We start from the raw sequence: 14,362 nt of genomic DNA, 5'->3' as shown, positions 1-14,362 counted from the left end.
GATTTCGTGGCATTTCCAGGCGCGCGGCGCACAGGGGCGGCAAAGTTTTGTATAGTGCGCCGGTTCCCGACGTTCCCAGCCCCTCATGCCTTCGCAAATCACCTCGTACGCGCGCTACCTTTCTTTCGCCGTTCTTTGTGCCGCGCTGACGTTTCCGTTCGGCGTCGTCAGCCATACGTATCCGATCCCGACCTTCTACGCCGAGTACAGCGCGCTCGCCCTTTATCTTGCGCTGGGCGCGACGGTCGCGGTGCTCGTGGCCGTGTCGGAGCCGCGCGTGCCGTTCGCGTCGCCGGTCGTCGCGCTGATGCCGCTGCTGTTCGGTCTCGTGCTGGTCGGGCAGACGGTGTTGCTGCCCGTCGCGCAGCCGTCGATGAACTGGCTTGGCGGCGCGTATCTGCTGGCGTCGTTCGTCGCGGTGCATACGGGCTTCGGACTGGCGCGGGCGGGATTGTCGGAGCGGGCGTTGCGCGTCGGCGCGGCGGCGCTGATCGTCGGCGGGCTATTCGCGGTCTTCTGTCAGACCGTGCAGATGTTCCATGCCGAGGTGAAGTTCGCGCCTCTGGTCGTTGCGTACAACGTCATGACCGAGCGGCGCATGTTCGGCAACATGGCGCAGGCGAATCACCTCGCGACGGTGATCGCGTTCGCGCTGGCCGGCGCGCTGTACTTCGTGCAGACGCGAAGGATGCCGGTCGCGGTGTGGCTCGCGGTGTCGGCGGTGTTTTCGTTCGGGCTGGCGCTGACGGTGTCGCGCGGGCCCTGGCTGCAAACGGCGGTGATCGTCGTCGCGGGATTGTGGATGGCGTTCGCGCAGGGCCGCGCGGCCGCAGCCGACGATCTCGATGCCCCGGCGCGCCGCAATCGACGCGACCTGCGGGCATGGATCATTCCGATCGCGCTCGGCGTGCTGTTCCTCGCGGTGAATGCAGGCGTGCGCTGGGCCAACGTGCGATTCCAGCTCGATCTGGCGCAATCGGCGGCGGAACGCATGCAGGACGCGAACCAGATTGCGCCGCGCCTCGCGCTGTGGAAGTACGGCTGGACGATGTTCAAGACGCATCCGCTGCTCGGCGTCGGCTGGGGCGAATTTCCGCGCTATCAGTTCGACATGGTGCGTGATCTCGGCGGCGTCGAGATTGCAAACAACGCGCACGACATTTTCATCGATTTGCTCGCGAAAACGGGGCTGCTGGGCGTGGGCGTGCTGGTCGCCGGCATCGTCCTGTGGCTGATTCGCGTGCTCCGTGCGCCGCACACGCCGGCGCGGATTTTCGGTCTTTCGCTGCTGGGCGTGCTGTTGATGCACGCGCTCGTCGAGTATCCGCAGCAGTACATGTTCTTTCTGATGCCGGCGATGCTCGTCATCGGCCTGCTGGAAACGCGGCCCTTGCGGCTCGTCGCGCGCCCGCTGTCGTACGGCGTGTATGTGACGCTGGTCGGGGGCGGCCTCATTGCGCTGGTTCCGACGATGCTGGACTATCACCGCGCCGAGGTGCTCTATTACGGCACGCGGCCTGCGGAGCAGTATCGCGCGGATCCGTCGTTCCTGTTCGGCGCGTGGGGCGAATACGGCGCGGCGACGCTGCTGCCGATGAACGCGCAGAACATCGACGCGAAGCTGGCGGCGCATCGGCAGGCCATCGCGCTTTTGCCGGGCGAGACGGTGCTGCGGCGCTATGCGGTGCTGCAGGCGCTGGCCGGGCAGCATAAAGAGGCGCTCGATACGATGGCGCGCCTCAAGATCTTCGCGACGCAGCTCAAGGACTGGCCGACGCAACTGGAGGCGGTGTATCGCTCGATTGATGAGATCGGCGCGCCGCTGGCTTCGTTCAAGGCGGAACTGGTGAAGTTGTATGGTGAGCCGGCGGGTGGGGTTCAGGAGGAAGAGGATGAGGGGGAGGAATAACGCGGGCTAACCCTCCGCCACCCAATCCCCCGACTTCCCCCCATGCTTCTCCATGACCTTCACGTTGGTGATGGTCATCCCGCGATCCACCGCCTTGCACATGTCGTAGATCGTCAGCAGCCCGACTTGCACGGCGGTGAGCGCTTCCATCTCCACGCCCGTGCGTCCGACGGTCTCCACCCGCACTTCGCAATGAACGCCCGGCAAGCTCTCATCGATCGAAAAATCGACCGCGACGCGCGTGAGCGCGAGCGGATGACACAGCGGAATCAGATCGGCGGTGCGCTTCGCACCCTGTATCGCCGCGATGCGCGCCACGCCGAGCACGTCGCCTTTCTTCGCGCGGCCTTCGCGGATCAGCGCGAGCGTGCCGTCGAGCATCGCGATCGAGCCGCGCGCCACCGCAATGCGCCGCGTCTCGCGCTTGTCGCCGACATCGACCATGTGCGCCTCGCCGGCGGCATCGAAATGTGTGAGTCCGGACATCGCGTCCTCCTTTGAGCGGGCGCCTATCATACCAGCGTGATCCGGCGCGTTTTCGCCGCAATCGGCGGCTCGCCGGTCACGGCACACTTGATACGATAAGCGTGTTCCCGTCCTTCAGCCGGTCATGCATCCGAATCGTCCGAGCCGCGCGCTCATCCTAGCGTTGTGCCTGAGTCAGGCCGTGCCGCCCGTCGCGTTCGCGCAGGGGGCGTCGTCGGCCGTCAGCGCGAACGCCGGGCAGCCGCGAGAAGATGCCGCAGCCAACACAGGACAGGTCGCCGACGGCGTCTTCGGCGTCTACGGCGGCGCGGAAAGCCGCTTCGCCAACCGGCCCGGCGCGATGGCCACGCTTCGCGCGCCGCTTTCGTCCGTGCAGCTTCCGGACCTCGGCGACGGCTCGGGCGGCACCCTCTCACCGCAAGCCGAGCGCCGTGTCGGCGAGCGGATGATGCGCGAAGTCCGCACCGATCCGGACTACCTCGACGACTGGCTGATGCGCGATTACCTCGATTCCATCGCGTCCAGGCTGTCCACCGCCGCGGCCACGCAATATCTCGGCGGCTATCGGCCGGACTTCGAACTGTTCGCCGTCCGCGATCCGCAGATCAACGCGTTCTCGATGCCAGGCGGTTTCATCGGCGTAAATACGGGCCTGCTTTCGGCGACGCAGACGGAATCCGAACTGGCGTCGGTCGTCGGGCATGAGATGGGGCACGTGCTCCAGCGCCACATCGCGCGCATGCTCGGGACGCAGGAGAAGAGCAGCTATGCGGCACTTGCCGCAATGCTCGCCGGCCTGCTGGCCGGAGTGATGACGCGCAGCGGCGATCTCGGCATGGGCATCGCGATGGGCGGGCAGGCATTCGCCGTCGACAATCAATTGCGCTTTTCGCGCGCCGCCGAGCACGAGGCGGATCGCGTCGGTTTCCAGATGCTCGCGGCAGCCGGCTACGATCCCTACGCGATGACAGCGTTCTTCGGGCGGCTCGACCGCGCGTCGATGGCCGATAACGGCGTGCCGGCCTACGCGCGAACGCATCCGCTGACCATCGAGCGCATCGCCGACATGGAAGATCGCGCGCGCCGCGTGCCGTATCGGCAGCCGCGGCAGTCGGCGGAATATGCGTTCGTGCGCGCCCGCGCCCGCGTGCTGCAGGTCAGCTACGCAAGCGATTATCGGGAAGTGGCGAGTCGCCTGAAGACCGAAATCGACGACCAGACAGCCGTCAATCCCGCCGCCAACTGGTACGGCATTGCGCTCGCGCGCGCGCTGACGAGCGATTACGACGCCGCGAACGACGCGCTCGCGAAAGCGCGGCGGCTGTTCGAAGGCGAGCAGGCAAGCGAGGCGGCGGTCGTAGTGGAGGCCGGCCGCGACCGGCGCAATCCGCAGCACGCGCAGCCGGTCGCGAACGGCTCGGGCGACGCAACGTTGCAGACTTCGAGCATCGCTGGCGCGCGAGCGGCATCCGCCGGGCAAGCGACGAGTAGCCCGGGTACAGGCGGCGCGAGTGTCGTTCAGGCTCGCGCGCAGCGGACCACGAGTTCGACGGACACCGACAACGCCGGCCGCTCGCTCCACGGTGAGGTCGCATCGCGGGCAGAATCGTCGCGGCCTGCGGCATCGCCAAATACGCTTTTCAGCAGCAGTGCCTTCGGCGCGCTCAACGCAACCGCAGCCGATACGCCGTCATCGCCGACCAGCAACACGACGCTCCCGCCCGTCCGCGTCACCGCACAGGCATCGCCGCAACCCGCCCGCAGCACCCCGAGTCTCGACGTGCTCGCGGCGGATATCGCACGCCGCGCGGGCCGCTTCGGAGACGCCATCCGCCTCGCGGATATCGCGCAAGCGCGCTGGCCCGACTCCCACGCGGCCATCGATATTCACCTGCAGTCGCTGATCGGCGCGCATCGCTATGCGGATGCGCAGACGCTTGCCCGCCGACAGACGCGCGCCGAGCCCGCACGCGCCGACTGGTGGCTGTATCTCGCGCAGGCGAGCGCGGGCCTCAACGATCCGTTGCGCCAGCACGAAGCGATGGCCGAGAAGTTCGCGCTCGACGGCGCGTGGCCTTCCGCGATCCGCCAGTTGAAGGAAGCGCGCGACGTGAAAAGCGCGAGCTTCTACGATTTGTCCACAATCGCCGCGCGTCTGCGCGACTTCGAGACGCGCTACAAGGAAGAGCGCGATCAGGATCAGAAGAGCTGACGCTTCAGCGTTCCGACGCCGCGTGCGCGGCCGGGCTCGCGACAAAGCCGAAGCGCTTCTCGAGGTCCGCGCGCGCGATGCGCTGCAAGGACAAGTCGACATCATCGCGCCAATGGAAGACGCCGCCGTGCGCGGACTCATCGACGGATGCGTGGCTCGCGAACAGGTCGAGATCGTGATCGTGCAGCGCGGCGATGCGGGCCGGCGATGCATCGTCTGAAAAGAGCACGCCGCCTTCGTCGTCGAGCCATGCGTGCGCCGGTCTGAACGGCGCGCCGGTGTGATCGGTCATGCACAGGGCGTCATCCGCAAGCCCAAGCCGGGCGATCCACGGCGTGTAAGCCAGCTCCACATACACGCGCTGCGGCCCGTTCTGAAAGAACCACTGGCCGGCGTCGTCGCGCTCGTAATTGCGATTGATGAAGCCGATCAGCGCCTCGTGCCGGATCACGTCGCCGAGCGCGCCAGCGGCCTGCGCCGCCTCGTCGCGCATGCGCCACTGGCCGCGCCTGTCGAGCATGAGCCAGCCCGTGCAATGCGGAACGTTGGGCCATTTCGCGAGCGCCTGCTTGACGATTTCATCCATGATTCATCCGCGAGGAAGGAAGTGCTCGAGATACCCGAACACGCGCTGAGAGAGCCAGTCGATGCGTCCCGGAAACGGTCCCGTCATGAAGCCGACGTGCCCGCCGTGGTTCGGCTGATCGAGCGTCACGCATGCCGGGACTTCCGCCTGCGACGGCAGCGCCCACTCGGGCAGGAACGGATCGTTGCGCGCATTCAGCACGAGCGCCGGCACTTCGATGTGCTTCAGATGCGCGCGCGTCGTCGCACTCGACCAGTAGTGGTTGGTATCGCGAAAGCCGTGCAGCGGCGCGGTCACGACGTTATCGAACTCGTAGAGCGTGCGGGCGGCGAGCACGGCTTGGCGATCGTAGAGGCCGGGATGTTGCGCGAGTTTCGCGAGCGCCTTCTTCTTCAGCGATTTCAGGAAGCTGCGCGTGTACACCATGCCGAAGCCTTGCGAGATCGCGTGGCCGCCGGCGTGAACATCGAGCGGCGCGGAGATCGCGGCGGCGGCGCTGATGACCGATGCATCCGTGCCGCGCTCGCATAGCCAGCGCAGGAGGACATTGCCGCCGAGCGAGACGCCCGCCGCGACGATCGACCCCGCGTGCCGCTCGCGCAACCGGCGCAGTATCCAGTCGACTTCGGCGCTGTCCGCGAGATGATAGAAGCGCGGCAGCAAATTGAGCGGCCCGCTGCAACTGCGAAAGTGAGGCACGACGCCATGCCAGCCTCGCGCTTTAGCGGCGGCCATCATCGAGCGGGCGTAGTGGGAATCGGAACTGCCTTCGAGGCCGTGGAAAAGCACGAAGAGCGGGGCGGTGTCCGCAACGTCGCCCGATTCGTGCGCGAGCCAGTCGAGATCGATGAAGTCGCCGTCGGGCGTGTCCCATCGTTCGCGCCGATAGCCGACCGAGGGCTTGCGGCCGAAGAGCGCCGGAACGATGGTCTGCGCATGAGCCGTCGGCAGCCAGCGCGGCGCGCTGTACAGCAGTGCCTCGATGGGATCGACGACCTTCGCCGTCACGGCAGGCGCACGATCCACGAACGACGAATCGTGTTGCAACAACGGATCGCGCTTCATGGTCTTCTCCCGCAAACGCCTGCTTCGATACTTCGTGTTTCAGTGCAGCGGCCCTTGGCCGTGGCGCAGCTTCGCCGCGAACTGGCCGGCCGTTTCGATCGGCATTTCGCTCGCATGGATGTGCGCGATGCGCCATTCGCCGCGCTCGTGGACCATCACGTAGGTCGTGAAGATCATCTGCGGCGCGGCCGTGCCCGCCGGCTGATGCGCTTCCGCAATGGCATACACGACGGTGCCGAGGCTGTCGTACACGCGGATATCCAGCGGCTCGATGGTGACGGGTTGCGCTTCGAGCTGCTTGCCGAGGCCCGCGCGGATGCTTTCGAGACCGTGCAGATGCGTGCCGTCCGCGCAGATGCACGTGGCGAATTCCTCGTCGATCCAGAGCGACATCACGGCATCGATGCTGTTGTCCGCGACGGCCTGATAGTAGGCGTTGAGCGTGTCGGCGGCGGCTTCGAACAGGCGGGCGAAACGTGGCATGGCGCGTGGGTCTCTATCGTGGTTCAAGGCATGCCTCCGCTCGGAGACATTCGCGTGTCCGTGCCTGCAACGCGGCGATGCAATGTGAAGCGCCGGGCGCGGCGCGTTAGCGATGCGCGAGCAGCATGCCGCGCAAATCGGCGAAGACCTGCTCCGCGGACAGTTCGCGAAGGCAGTTCAGATGGCCGAGCGGACACTCGCGGGCAAAGCACGGACTGCAACTAAGATGAAGCCATTGTACCTTTGCGAGGTCGGACAAGGGCGGCGTATGGCGCGGATCGGTCGAGCCGTAAACCGCGACCAGCGGACGCTTCAGCGCCGCCGCGACGTGCATCAGCCCCGAGTCGTTGGTCACGACCGCGCTCGCTCGCGCGATCAGTGCACATGCTTCCCCGAGCGATGTCTGCCCGCACAGATTGCGCACGTTCTGCGCGCGCTCCGCGATGGCCTGCGCGACCACCGAGTCCTTGTTCGATCCCAATGCGACGATGCGCGCGTACGGAAACGACTGCGCGACGAACTGCGCCAGCGACGCGAAATGTTCCGGCGGCCAGCGCTTTGCAGGACCATATTCGGCGCCGGGACAGAACACGACGAGCGGCGCGCGGGTGTCGAGATTGAAGCGCGCCGAGACGCGCACGGCTTCGTTCGGGTCTGCTTCGAGGCGCGGCACGGGCAGTAGCTGCGCGTCGCTCGCCTGCGCGTCGCGGGCCTGCGCGAACTTGTCGACGAACGGCAGCTTCGCGCCCGGCGCGTAGGCGAGCGCGGCGTAGTGCGCGGTCATCGGCGGACGATCGGTCTTCGGCGGATTCGCGTGGCGGACGTTCAAGAGTCCATAGCGGCTCTCGCCCTTGTAGCCGATGCGCAGCCGAATGCCCGCCATCCACGGCAGCAGCGCGGATTTCATCGAATTCGGCAGGACGTAGGCAGCGTCGTAGCCGACGTCGCGCAAATCGCTCGCGAGCTGCCATCGGCGCAGCAACTGCAGCTTGCCGTGGGCGAGGTCGGTGGCGTACACATCGTTGATTTCCGGCATGCGCTCGAGCACGGGCGCGACCCACGAGGGCGCGACGGCATCGATCGCGATACGCGGATGCAGCTTCCTCAAAAGCGTAAAGAGCGGCTGCGCCATCAATGCGTCACCGATCCAGTTCGGTGCTATAACCAGCGCACGGCGCATCTTTCGTTATCCGATCTCAAAATATTCGCGCCTCTGCGCCGTCGTGCGGCGGGACGCATCAGTCTTGTTGGTATGTGGGGTGGCCGGTATCAAGCGGCCGAACGCGAAGACAAAGGTGAACGCAAACGCGAACGCGCGCGTGCCGGCCAGGCGGACACGCGCGCATCGGACGGCGCGAATCAGCGACCGGTCAATGGCCCTTGAGGACTTCGCCGTCCTTCAGCTTGTAGCGCGTGCCGCAATACGGGCAGCGCGCCTCGCCGTGGGACACGTCCAGGAACACGCGCGGATGCGTGCTCCAGCGTTGCATCTTCGGATTCGGACAGAACGCGGGGATGTCCTTCGCCGACAATTCCACCAGCGGCATTTCCTTCAGGTCGCTCATTGCACTCCTCATCGACTCGTTTCTCAATGTCGTTCGTTGCTTCTCGGCAAGCGGGCCGCGCGGGCCCGCCGCTGCATCAGACTTTTGCGAGCCAGCTCGCGTACTGCTCGTTCTTGCCGCCGACCACGTCGAAGAACGCGCTTTGCAGCTTCTCCGTGATGGGACCGCGCTTGCCCGAGCCGATGGTGCGGTTGTCGAGCTCGCGGATCGGTGTGACTTCGGCGGCGGTGCCGGTGAAGAAGGCTTCGTCGCAGGTATAGACCTCGTCGCGCGTGATGCGTTTCTCGATCACCGGGATGCCGAAGTCGCGCGCCAGCGTGAGGACCGTGTCGCGCGTGATGCCGTCGAGGCACGACGACAGGTCCGGCGTGTATAGCTTGCCGTTGTTCACGAGGAAGAAGTTCTCACCGGAGCCTTCGGACACGTAGCCGTCGACGTCGAGCAGCAGCGCTTCGTCGTAGCCGTCGGTCACGGCTTCCTGATTGGCGAGAATGGAGTTCACGTACCAGCCCGACGCCTTCGCGCGGACCATCGACACGTTCACGTGATGGCGCGTGAACGAGGACGTCTTCACGCGGATGCCCTTGGTCAGGCCGTCTTCGCCGAGGTACGCGCCCCACGGCCACGCGGCGATCGCCACATGGATGGTGTTGCCCTTCGCGGATACGCCCAGCTTCTCGGAGCCGACCCAGATGATCGGGCGGATGTAACACGACTCCAGCTTGTTCTCGCGCACGACTTCGAGTTGCGCGGCTTCGAGCGTGGCGTGATCGAACGGGACGTCCATCTGGAAGATCTTCGCCGAATTGAGCAGACGCTTGGTGTGCTCCTTCAGGCGGAAGATGGCCGTGCCACTGGCGGTCTTGTATGCGCGCACGCCTTCGAACACGCCCATGCCGTAGTGCAGCGTGTGGGTCAGAACGTGGATGTTGGCGTCTCGCCAGTCGATCAGCTTGCCATCCATCCAGATCTTGCCGTCGCGGTCGGCCATTGACATACGCTTCTCCTAGCTGTCTCGTTCAGTGATTTCGATGAAACCGTGTCCGCCGATTACCTGCCGCTTTATCCGCAGGCGCATGCAACGCCAAGCACGGCGCAAAGGCGGTGAAAGACCGCCATTTTAGCGTCTTTTGACAATTGGACCGAGCTAAAAGCGCCTTTCGCGCCGCTATACTTTGCCTTTCACCGCGAACGTGAATGGCGGCTTCGATCTTTTCGCTTCTTCCGGCGAATCGTCGCGCGGTTCATTGGGACGGGCGGTGGGTCGCTTCATCCAGCTTTACGTTTTCCGCGTGCTTCTTGCTGCAGCCGCATCGGGCGGCTTCCCGCACTGCATCAGCGCGCATCGGCATCGCAATAAATTGGCCTCGCATCCGTCCATGCTCGACCGGCTGTCCGACACGAATCGCCGCGCATTCCTCGAAGGTGTCTGCACCTTCTCTCCCGCCATTCTCGCGACGTTCTCGTGGGGTCTCGTCACCGGCGTCGCGATGAGCAAGTCGGCGCTCACGCTTGCGCAGGCGCTCGGCATGTCGTTCGCGGTCTATGCAGGATCGTCGCAGCTCGCGGCGCTGCCGCTCTTCGCCGCGAAGCTGCCGCTCTGGACCGTGCTGCTGACGGCCGCGATGGTGAATCTGCGCTTCGTGATCTTCAGCGCTGGACTTGCGCCGCATTTCTCCCATCTGCCGATGTGGCGCCGCGTGCTGATCGGCTACTTCAACGGCGACATCATCTATCTGATGTTTGCGAAGCGGAACTTCGCGCCGGCCGACCGGGACGGCAAGGAAGCATTTTTCTGGGGACTCGCGCTGGTCTGCTGGTTCTGGTGGCAGGTTTCGTCGGTGGCGGGCATCCTGCTCGCGAGCCTGATCCCGGCGAACTGGGGCCTGGAACTGGCGGGCACGCTCGCGCTGATTCCGCTGATCGTCTCGGCCATCGCGACGCGCTCGACGCTCGCCGCCGTGGCCGTCGCGAGTGTCGTCGCGCTGCTTGCGTTCGATCTGCCGTTTCGCCTGAGCCTGCCGCTCGCAGTGCTCGCCGCGCTCCTGGCTGGCACGCTTGCCGATGTCATCGCGGACCGGTCGCAGGCGGCGGCCTTGCCAGCGTCCGACGCCGAAGCGCCGCCCGCCCCCGACGACGATTCCGACACCATGAGGCCCGCGCGATGACGCCGCTCCAAACCTGGCTCGCGATCCTCGGCATGGGTCTCGTCACCGCCGTGACGCGCGCGTTCTTTCTGATCGGCGGCGAACGCACCGTGCTGCCGCCGCGCGTTCAGCGGGTGCTGCGCTATGCGCCGGCGGCGGCGCTCGCGGCGGTCGTCGTGCCGGACGTGCTCGAAACGCCTGCCGGCCTGTCCGTCGCGCTGTCGAATCACGCGATGTGGGCCGCGCTCGCCGCGCTCGCGTATTACTTGTGGCGGCGCGGCATGATGGGCACGATCGCCGTCGGCATGGCCGCCTTCACGCTGCTGAGGCTCGTCGCGTAAGCCGCCTATGCCTGCCTCCAGGCCGCGACGGATGCCCCAAATACGCATCATCAAGCATTGCACGCTAGAGCAGACGGGGCATTCGGTTAAAATGACGGTCTTTCCTGTCGCAGAGCGAGGTCGAAAGTGAGTCCGGCAGTCACCGCGCAACGGTTGTGCAACTCGCCGCCTCCGGCAGGATCGCCGCAGCCGTGCGTCCGTGCAGACGTCGCGCAAACGCGAAGCCACCCGGCCTCCAACTTCTTCCCCCCGCACTTCAGCCGCGCGCTCGTCTCACTTGCGCGGCCTTCGCCCCCGGATTGATCCACGCGCGGGGCTCGACTTCCCAGCCTCCCGCCGAACATCCTCGAAGCAGCCGCATGGCGCCGCTTCTTCGCCCGAACCGCTTTTCTGACTAACGTTGACTCCCATGACGAAAGTACTGCGTTTCACCGATCTGATCGCCGAAGGCAAAGTCTCTGGCAAGCGTGTGTTCATCCGCGCGGACCTCAACGTGCCGCAGGACGACGCCGGCAACATCACCGAAGACACGCGCGTGCGCGCCTCCGTCCCGGCCATCAAGGCCGCGCTCGAAGCGGGCGCCGCCGTGATGGTCACCTCTCACCTGGGCCGCCCGACCGAAGGCCAGTTCAAGCCGGAAGATTCGCTCGCGCCGGTCGCGAAGCGTCTGTCCGAACTGCTCGGCCGGGATGTTCCGCTCGTCGCTGATTGGGTCGATGGCGTCGACGTCCAGCCGGGCAATGTCGTGCTGCTCGAAAACTGCCGCTGCAACAAAGGCGAGAAGAAGAACGACGACGGCCTCGCGCAAAAGCTCGCGAAGCTCTGCGACATCTATGTGAACGACGCGTTCGGCACCGCGCATCGCGCCGAAGCGACCACGCACGGCATCGCGAAGTACGCGGGCGTCGCGTGCGCGGGGCCGCTGCTCGCCGCCGAACTGGATGCGCTCGGCAAGGCGCTCGGCAATCCGAAGCGCCCGCTCGTGGCAATCGTCGCCGGATCGAAGGTGTCGACCAAGCTGACCATCCTCAAGTCGCTGGCGGAGAAGGTGGACCAGTTGATCGTCGGCGGCGGGATCGCCAATACGTTCATGCTCGCGTCGGGTCTGAAGATCGGCAAGTCGCTGGCGGAAGCGGATCTCGTCGGCGAGGCGAAGGAAATCATCGATCAGGCGCGCACGCGCGGCGCTTCCGTGCCGATTCCGAGCGATGTCGTGACCGCGAAGGAATTCGCCGCGACCGCGAAGGCGGAGACGAAGCCCGTCGCCGATATCGCCGACGACGACATGATTCTCGACATCGGCCCGGACACCGCCAACGCGCTCGCCGCGCAACTGGCCACGGCCGGCACCATCGTATGGAACGGACCCGTAGGCGTCTTTGAGTTCGACCAGTTCGGCAACGGCACGAAGACGCTCGCTCAGGCGATCGCGAATTCGTCGGCGTTCTCGATCGCGGGCGGCGGCGACACGCTCGCGGCGATCGCGAAATACGACATTCACGACAAGGTCAGCTACATCTCGACCGGCGGCGGCGCGTTCCTCGAATTCCTCGAAGGCAAGACGCTGCCCGCGGTGGAAGTGCTTCAGTCCCGAGCCGGGGCGTGAGGCGTTGGCCGCCCGAAACGATCCGGCGAAAGCAGGCAAGCAGGGCGCGCAAGCAGCCGGCGGCGCGCAAGCAGATGAAGTCAGAGACGTGATCGTGGGCGGCGCATCGGGCGATGAGCTCGACGCCGCTGCCGAAGCGGCGCAGGTCATCGCGGAGGCGGCTCGGCCGGACGAGCCGCTTTCCGGCGAAAGCCCGGGCCGCGACTCGAACCAAAGTCAGGACCAGACCGAAAGCGAAGCCGCACTGCCGGCGCCGCCTGTGGTCATCATCGGCGGCGTGGCCGCGCAGGCCGAAAAAGACATCGATAAAGCGACGCCGGCACGAACCGGCGCGCGCGCGCAACCGGTGAGCAACACGTCGCCGTTAGCGCAACGTGCTCGCAGCTCAAACACGGGCCTCCCTAAAGAGACGAGGAAAGACATGCATCGCGCTACAAAGATCGTTGCCACCATCGGTCCGGCATCGAGCAATCCCGACATCCTGCTTCAGATGATGCAGGCGGGGCTCGACGTCGTTCGCTTCAACTTCTCGCACGGCACCGCCGACGATCATCGCCAGCGCGCCGAATGGGTGCGAGAGGCGGCGCGTCAGGTGGGCCGCGAGGTCGCGATCATGGCGGACCTGCAAGGCCCGAAGATTCGCGTCGGCAAGTTCGAGAACAACAAGACGATGCTCGTCGCGGGCAACTCGTTCGTCCTCGATGCGAATTGCGAGCTGGGCAACAACGAGCGCGTCGGTCTCGACTACAAGGACCTGCCACGCGACCTGCGCGCGGGCGACACATTGCTGCTCAACGACGGCCTCATCGTGCTCGACGTGACGCGCGTGATCGGCGAAGAGGTTCACACGACGGTGAAGGTCGGCGGCGAACTGTCGAACAACAAGGGCATCAACCGGCAGGGCGGCGGGCTGACCGCGCCCGCGCTGACCGAGAAGGACATGGAGGACATCAAGACGGCGATGTCGCTCGGCGCGGATTTCGTCGCGGTGTCCTTCCCGAAGAACGCGACCGACATGGAGATGGCGCGGCAACTCGCGAACATCGCGGGCGCGCCTTACGGCATCAAGCCGAAGATGATCGCCAAGATCGAGCGCGCGGAAGCCATTCCGGCGCTGCAGGGCATTCTCGACGCGTCCGACGGCATCATGGTCGCGCGCGGCGATCTCGCGGTGGAAGTCGGCAACGCGGCGGTGCCGGCGCTGCAAAAGCGCATGATCCGCATGGCGCGCGAGTCGAACAAGCTCGTGATCACCGCCACGCAAATGATGGAATCGATGATCCACGCGCCGGTGCCGACGCGCGCGGAAGTATCGGACGTGGCGAACGCCGTGCTCGACGGCACCGACGCCGTGATGCTCTCCGCCGAAACGGCCGCGGGCAAGTATCCGGTCACGACCATCGAGACGATGGCGGCCGTGTGCGTCGAAGCGGAGAAGTCCGAAGAGTCGCAGCTGGACCGCGATTTCCTCGACCGCACGTTCACGCGCATCGATCAGTCCATCGCGATGGGCGCGCTGTTCACGGCGTATCACCTCGGCGCGAAGGCCGTCGTGGCGCTGACCGAATCCGGATCGACCGCGCTGTGGATGTCGCGCCACTGGTCGCACGTGCCGATCTTCGCGCTGACGCCGCGCGTGGGCAGCGAGCGCACGATGTCGCTGTACCGGAACGTCACGCCGCTGCATCTCGACACCAACATGGACCGCGACACCGCGCTCAATCAGGCGCTGGAAGTGGTCGTGTCGAAGGGCTATGCGGCGCGCGGCGACATGGTCGTGCTCACCGTCGGCGAACCGATGGGGCAGGCGGGCGGCACGAACACGCTGAAGATCGTGCGCGTCGGCGACCATTTCTGAGCGGCCCGAGCAATTGCAGCAGGACGCGCGGCCGAGCGCCGCGCGGTTTCACCGTACTGCAGAGCGCGCAAGACGACGCATCGTCTGCCAGACATAGGCCGAAA

General features: G+C 66.0%; 13 protein-coding genes. 6 read left to right on the top strand and 7 right to left on the bottom strand.

The features are described 5' to 3' along the window. Nucleotides 1-85 precede the first annotated feature (85 nt). Complete coding sequence (locus P9220_RS01485) at nt 86-1,909, top strand: Wzy polymerase domain-containing protein (RefSeq protein ID WP_309763243.1); 1,824 nt, start codon at nt 86-88, stop codon at nt 1,907-1,909. A gap of 6 nt (nt 1,910-1,915) precedes the next feature. Here P9220_RS01485 and moaC read toward each other — a convergent pair whose 3' ends face one another. Further along, on the bottom strand, nt 1,916-2,395 hold the full coding sequence (gene moaC, locus P9220_RS01480) for a cyclic pyranopterin monophosphate synthase MoaC (protein WP_309763242.1): 480 nt from the start codon (nt 2,393-2,395) through the stop codon (nt 1,916-1,918). Nucleotides 2,396-2,519: 124 nt separating this feature from the next. Here moaC and P9220_RS01475 point away from each other — a divergent pair, with 124 nt between their 5' ends. Beyond that, on the top strand, nt 2,520-4,607 hold the full coding sequence (locus P9220_RS01475) for a M48 family metalloprotease (protein WP_309763241.1): 2,088 nt from the start codon (nt 2,520-2,522) through the stop codon (nt 4,605-4,607). 4 nt (nt 4,608-4,611) lie between these two features. Here P9220_RS01475 and P9220_RS01470 read toward each other — a convergent pair whose 3' ends face one another. The 6 genes from P9220_RS01470 to P9220_RS01445 form a co-directional block, all read right to left on the bottom strand. Continuing rightward, on the bottom strand, nt 4,612-5,193 hold the full coding sequence (locus P9220_RS01470; RefSeq protein WP_309763240.1) for a DUF2946 family protein: 582 nt from the start codon (nt 5,191-5,193) through the stop codon (nt 4,612-4,614). Between the two features lie 3 nt (nt 5,194-5,196). Further along, complete coding sequence (locus P9220_RS01465; RefSeq protein ID WP_309763239.1) at nt 5,197-6,258, bottom strand: hydrolase; 1,062 nt, start codon at nt 6,256-6,258, stop codon at nt 5,197-5,199. Nucleotides 6,259-6,297: 39 nt separating this feature from the next. Then, nucleotides 6,298-6,741 (bottom strand): nuclear transport factor 2 family protein, encoded by a 444-nt coding sequence (locus tag P9220_RS01460; RefSeq protein ID WP_309763238.1) that lies wholly within the window; start codon nt 6,739-6,741, stop codon nt 6,298-6,300. Nucleotides 6,742-6,847: 106 nt separating this feature from the next. Continuing rightward, on the bottom strand, nt 6,848-7,921 hold the full coding sequence (gene waaF, locus P9220_RS01455; protein ID WP_309763237.1) for a lipopolysaccharide heptosyltransferase II: 1,074 nt from the start codon (nt 7,919-7,921) through the stop codon (nt 6,848-6,850). Between the two features lie 190 nt (nt 7,922-8,111). Further along, nucleotides 8,112-8,306 (bottom strand): zinc-finger domain-containing protein, encoded by a 195-nt coding sequence (locus tag P9220_RS01450; protein WP_309763236.1) that lies wholly within the window; start codon nt 8,304-8,306, stop codon nt 8,112-8,114. 76 nt (nt 8,307-8,382) lie between these two features. Then, nucleotides 8,383-9,303, bottom strand: coding sequence for a branched-chain amino acid transaminase (locus P9220_RS01445; protein WP_309763235.1), 921 nt, complete (start codon nt 9,301-9,303; stop codon nt 8,383-8,385). Between the two features lie 382 nt (nt 9,304-9,685). Between P9220_RS01445 and P9220_RS01440 the strand changes: the two genes are divergently transcribed. From P9220_RS01440 to pyk, 4 genes are all read left to right on the top strand, one after another. Then, nucleotides 9,686-10,474 carry an AzlC family ABC transporter permease gene (locus P9220_RS01440; protein WP_309765341.1) on the top strand — a complete coding sequence of 263 codons (789 nt, stop codon included), beginning with the start codon at nt 9,686-9,688 and terminating at the stop codon, nt 10,472-10,474. Continuing rightward, complete coding sequence (locus P9220_RS01435; protein ID WP_309763234.1) at nt 10,471-10,794, top strand: AzlD domain-containing protein; 324 nt, start codon at nt 10,471-10,473, stop codon at nt 10,792-10,794. The genes P9220_RS01440 and P9220_RS01435 overlap by 4 nt, the downstream gene beginning before the upstream one ends. 409 nt (nt 10,795-11,203) lie before the next feature. Further along, nucleotides 11,204-12,400: a phosphoglycerate kinase gene (locus P9220_RS01430; RefSeq protein WP_309763233.1), complete on the top strand. Its 1,197-nt coding sequence runs from the start codon at nt 11,204-11,206 to the stop codon at nt 12,398-12,400. Nucleotides 12,401-12,821: 421 nt separating this feature from the next. Beyond that, entirely contained in the window at nt 12,822-14,258 is a 1,437-nt protein-coding gene (pyk, locus tag P9220_RS01425) for a pyruvate kinase (protein ID WP_309765340.1), read from the top strand. Nucleotides 14,259-14,362: the final 104 nt, after the last annotated feature.

Source organism: Caballeronia sp. LZ016, assembly GCF_031450805.1.
Classification (GTDB): Bacteria; Pseudomonadota; Gammaproteobacteria; order Burkholderiales; family Burkholderiaceae; genus Caballeronia.
The sequence above is the reverse complement of the archived record's forward strand: the minus strand, read 5'-3'. Positions and strand labels throughout refer to the sequence as shown.

Excerpts from the sequence above, each read along its gene's own strand:
- P9220_RS01485 (WP_309763243.1), top strand. The coding sequence starts at position 86 with ATGCCTTCGCAAATCACCTCGTACGCGCGCTACCTTTCTTTCGCCGTT.
- moaC (WP_309763242.1), bottom strand. The coding sequence starts at position 2,395 with ATGTCCGGACTCACACATTTCGATGCCGCCGGCGAGGCGCACATGGTC.
- P9220_RS01475 (WP_309763241.1), top strand. The coding sequence starts at position 2,520 with ATGCATCCGAATCGTCCGAGCCGCGCGCTCATCCTAGCGTTGTGCCTG.
- P9220_RS01470 (WP_309763240.1), bottom strand. The coding sequence starts at position 5,193 with ATGGATGAAATCGTCAAGCAGGCGCTCGCGAAATGGCCCAACGTTCCG.
- P9220_RS01465 (WP_309763239.1), bottom strand. The coding sequence starts at position 6,258 with ATGAAGCGCGATCCGTTGTTGCAACACGATTCGTCGTTCGTGGATCGT.
- P9220_RS01460 (WP_309763238.1), bottom strand. The coding sequence starts at position 6,741 with ATGCCACGTTTCGCCCGCCTGTTCGAAGCCGCCGCCGACACGCTCAAC.
- waaF (WP_309763237.1), bottom strand. The coding sequence starts at position 7,921 with ATGCGCCGTGCGCTGGTTATAGCACCGAACTGGATCGGTGACGCATTG.
- P9220_RS01450 (WP_309763236.1), bottom strand. The coding sequence starts at position 8,306 with ATGAGCGACCTGAAGGAAATGCCGCTGGTGGAATTGTCGGCGAAGGAC.
- P9220_RS01445 (WP_309763235.1), bottom strand. The coding sequence starts at position 9,303 with ATGTCAATGGCCGACCGCGACGGCAAGATCTGGATGGATGGCAAGCTG.
- P9220_RS01440 (WP_309765341.1), top strand. The coding sequence starts at position 9,686 with ATGCTCGACCGGCTGTCCGACACGAATCGCCGCGCATTCCTCGAAGGT.
- P9220_RS01435 (WP_309763234.1), top strand. The coding sequence starts at position 10,471 with ATGACGCCGCTCCAAACCTGGCTCGCGATCCTCGGCATGGGTCTCGTC.
- P9220_RS01430 (WP_309763233.1), top strand. The coding sequence starts at position 11,204 with ATGACGAAAGTACTGCGTTTCACCGATCTGATCGCCGAAGGCAAAGTC.
- pyk (WP_309765340.1), top strand. The coding sequence starts at position 12,822 with ATGCATCGCGCTACAAAGATCGTTGCCACCATCGGTCCGGCATCGAGC.